The sequence below is a fragment of the Pedobacter sp. 01T416_2 genome (genome assembly GCF_056398925.1).
This window is the reverse complement of the sequence record NZ_JBFTQI010000702.1, coordinates 1-3,665: the sequence shown is the minus strand read 5'-3', so window position 1 is coordinate 3,665 and position 3,665 is coordinate 1. Positions and strand designations below refer to the sequence as shown.

Annotated in this window: 6 protein-coding genes; all 6 read right to left on the bottom strand. The window is 35.3% G+C overall.

The window, feature by feature from the left end:
* On the bottom strand, positions 1-266 hold a 266-nt coding region (locus AC1DPQ_RS22755; protein ID WP_477610960.1), incomplete at its 3' end, for a YjjG family noncanonical pyrimidine nucleotidase.
* A gap of 124 nt (positions 267-390) precedes the next feature.
* Entirely contained in the window at positions 391-708 is a 318-nt protein-coding gene (locus tag AC1DPQ_RS22750; RefSeq protein WP_477578457.1) for a low molecular weight protein tyrosine phosphatase family protein, read from the bottom strand.
* A 24-nt stretch (positions 709-732) separates the two neighbouring features.
* Complete coding sequence (upp, locus tag AC1DPQ_RS22745; protein WP_477578459.1) at positions 733-1,377, bottom strand: uracil phosphoribosyltransferase; 645 nt, start codon at positions 1,375-1,377, stop codon at positions 733-735.
* An 89-nt stretch (positions 1,378-1,466) separates the two neighbouring features.
* On the bottom strand, positions 1,467-2,735 hold the full coding sequence (locus tag AC1DPQ_RS22740; protein WP_477578461.1) for a DUF7033 domain-containing protein: 1,269 nt from the start codon (positions 2,733-2,735) through the stop codon (positions 1,467-1,469).
* A gap of 238 nt (positions 2,736-2,973) precedes the next feature.
* A complete protein-coding gene (locus AC1DPQ_RS22735; protein ID WP_477610959.1) occupies positions 2,974-3,264 on the bottom strand; it encodes a DUF6702 family protein in 291 nt (96 codons plus the stop codon).
* 48 nt (positions 3,265-3,312) lie between these two features.
* Positions 3,313-3,665: hypothetical protein (locus tag AC1DPQ_RS22730; RefSeq protein ID WP_477610958.1), on the bottom strand; the 353-nt coding region annotated here is incomplete at its 5' end.

The following is a 3,665-nucleotide window of genomic DNA, read 5'->3' as shown; positions in this document are numbered from 1 at the left end:
GGTACCGCATCAGGGTGAATACCTAATTGAATGAATGTTTTGTTAAACCTTTCCGATCTTAAAAAATCTTTGGTAATTTTCCCCAAATGGTAATCGGCCCATAGCTGATGGTTATTTTCGGTATATATTGTAATAAAATCGGCACACGATTTTAAGCCAAGCTCCTCTAGTTTATAGGTTTGGTATAGCTCATCTAATGTTTCTTCGGCATTGCGATCAAAATCCCAAATGGTATGGTCGAGGTCGAAGAAAATGTGCTTTTTCATGAGTATATATATTAGCTGCAACGGTGATGAAGCTATCAGATTTTTCTAATCCCTACGTGATTTGAAAAATCATGATGGTTTCATGAGTGATGATTTTCACAAAGGTAGCCTAATGATTTTTGATTTATAAATAATCGGCAACTTTTGCATTTAATTCCTCAATAAGTTCGTCATCCATATACTGATATTCATCCGGGATATGAAGTGTAACAATTTCCTTATCGTAGGTTTCTTCAGGAAAACGTTCAGTGATCCTTTGCTTATGCTTTTTCTCCATCACAAAGATGAGATCGGCCCAGATGATCAATTTTGCATTAATTTTAATCTTAGCAGATGGCGCTGTTCCCGCTGACCTTACCTGATGATCGGGATGGTTTTTATAGATATTTTCCGCAGTGGCACTACGCCATTTATTTCTACTGCATATAAAGAGTATGTTCACTGGTTCTTGACTTAGGACTAAAAACTAAACCTTCTCTCCGTAGGCCAGATCGCCTGCATCGCCAAGTCCAGGTACGATATAAGATTTACTGGTCATTTCTTCGTCGATTGCTCCCAGCCAAAGTTTTGCTTTAGGCAGATTAGCACGTACATGTGCAACGCCTTCTGTACTGGCTATTGCGGCAACGATATGAAGTTCTGCAATTTTATAGCGGTTAATCAATTCTTTACAGCACATCACCATGCTTTGTCCGGTTGCCAACATTGGGTCGGCCATAATCAAAACTTTTCCTTCTAAATCTGGGGTAGAAATGTAATCCATCTGGATTACAAAATCGCCGCTTTTCTTTACTTTTCGGTAGGCAGAAATAAAACAGCATTCGGCTTTGTCGAAGATGTTAAGCAAACCTTGTTGAAGTGGCAACCCGGCTCGGAGTATAGTAGCTAAAACGGGCTGTTGAGTTAAAACCTCACAGGACGATACACCCAAAGGGGTTACGATTTCTTGAATGGTATATTCTAATGATTTGCTGATTTCGTAGGCAAAAAACTCACCAAGCCTTTCCATGTTTTTGCGGAAACGCATCGAATCTTTCTGAATGTTCTCATCCCGAAGTTCGGCAATAAAGGTATTGGCGATAGATTTTATCTTGCTTACATCAAAAATCATAGTAATGTTTCCGGTATCTTATAGGTTTATTCCTTGGGACGTTTAATTACTAAAATTAGCAATTTTAAGCCGGATAAATTAAATTAAAATCAATTTCCGGCATAATCGAGCATTTCTTTAAAGAGCGACTTTAGTTTTTTGTATTTCGCATTTGAAGATATACTTTTTAGACTCCAACTGCTGTAAAAGGTGCCGTTTACCACCTTCACTGCATCGATATATTGGTGTATTGTTTTAGTGGCTGCCTCACGTGTTAAAAACTGAAGAATATAATCGGTGAAGCAGTAAGAATTAACGATTAAAGGGGTTACTTTTTCGAGCTGAAGATCGTACCAGTTAAATGGCGTACAGGTTCCGGCCCTAAAGCCCGGTACATTACTATAACCCATAGAATAATCGGAAGTAATACCGGAATTAAGAATATTTAAATAGCAAATGGGGAATTTTAATACTTCTAACTGCTGACTACTTACAGGTGCAGGGTTTGGGTTGATTTTTTTGAGCTTAACAAGGCCTTCTTTAATCTCGAGCATTTTTTGCTTATCGCTGGCACAAGGTCTTAATAGCCCAACTGATTGATTGTTAAGTATTTTTGAAACGCCATTTATCCTAATGTAATTTATCGGCACATCAGGGAAATCGACAAAATAAAGAGGATTATTTTTTTTTGAAGAAAATAGCTGGTTTACCTCATCTAAAACCTGCTCATTATTAATCCCTACCCCTGTTAACCTGTCAAATTTCGAGCTCAGGTAATTGTTATCTTTTTTAAAGATAGCACTGAAAATAAATTTGGTCCTATTTAATAATCCCTCGGGCAAGTTGGGCAAAATATTGAAGTGAACGGTTGGCTGGTGCTGAAAATTCTTTTCGTGGAACTTAAAATGTGGATGCTTTTTTTTGATCAAACTTTTAATGATCAATGCCCATTCATCAATAATCGGTTTATCTAAAATCTTCCATTTGTGCTGATGGCTTTTTGATGGCCTAAATTCTTCTTCATTTTTTTTGGGATAAAAATATTCCTCATACCGGCTTAATATAAAAAATGAGGCAGCAAAAACATCAAATGGCAAGGCTGATTGTGTAACCGGAAAAGGGGCCTGATATTCGCCAAAAGGAATAGTTTTTGGCTTAATTTCTTCTAATTTGTTGGAGAAGAGTAAAGTGGTACGCTTAAAAAAAAGTTCCTCACCCAGTGGCTCTTCGCCATAACTGATTTTGACATGCTCGCTCTGTAGAAAATATTGGCTATTGCCTGTAAATTCCAATTCTGTTTTAAGAATATCTTTAAAAATAAAATTAAAGATATATTTTATCCGAGGCGTTAATATATTGGAGAAGATGATTAGATGCATAACTTATTTTAACAACACGGTATTTAAAAAAAGATTACAAGAAATATTTCTCAGCAGATATTAACTTAAATAATATTGCCTTCTAAAATTAACGGTAATTTAACATTAAGCCGTAATTTAATACAAAAATTACAATTAAAAGTTTGCTGTGAACTTTTTTTCAGGGTAAAGGATTTTTGTGCTTTTACGGTTAGGGCCTTTTACAATATGTACAATGCTCATCTGATCATCAAACATATCATATAAAATAGTGTGCTTTTAGCTGTAAATGAGAAAGTAGATATTTTTTCACCAATTCATCCATTGCCTTCTTCATATTCGGATTGCTCAGATCGGTTTTCTGTTTGTATAATTTGGCTAAAATTGCCTCAAAGTCGTCAGAAAAGATTTTACAGCTTACTTCTAAGGTTTTATCCTTGGCATTAAAGTTTACTTCAGTTGTGCTTACATGCAAAGGGTGTTTTATTCCTGCTCCAACAGAAAAAAAAGCAACACACAAAAGCAAAAAACTATATTTTAATTTACGCATCAACATATTAAATCTTTCCTTAAAAGGGCAAAGTTAACACATAATCTTCTACTTGTTAAATGTAATTAAGGTGTTATGTCCACATTGTTCTAAATGTAAGTGCCTGAAATTTAAGCGGGCAAATATTTTACTTAGTTTCTTATGGGATGGATGAACATGTGTAAGCTTAATATTAAAATTTTCATTGAGCCAATAGCTCATTTTAATGGCCAATTTTCTAAAACCCGATTCTTTTGCAAGTTCTTCCTGAAGAAATTTCTCATTGTTAACCACAATAAAACCGTAGCCGTTTTCTTTGATTAAGTTGTAGATACATTTTGCAAAACGGTAATCGTTAATGCAATAATACCAACATATGCGGTTAAAAATAATATCGAACTTGCCATGGGCTTCTTCTAAAT

Bases quoted from the DNA above. Each gene is read 5' to 3' on its own strand.
- AC1DPQ_RS22740 (WP_477578461.1), bottom strand. From the start codon at position 2,735: ATGCATCTAATCATCTTCTCCAATATATTAACGCCTCGGATAAAATAT.
- upp (WP_477578459.1), bottom strand. From the start codon at position 1,377: ATGATTTTTGATGTAAGCAAGATAAAATCTATCGCCAATACCTTTATT.
- AC1DPQ_RS22735 (WP_477610959.1), bottom strand. From the start codon at position 3,264: ATGCGTAAATTAAAATATAGTTTTTTGCTTTTGTGTGTTGCTTTTTTT.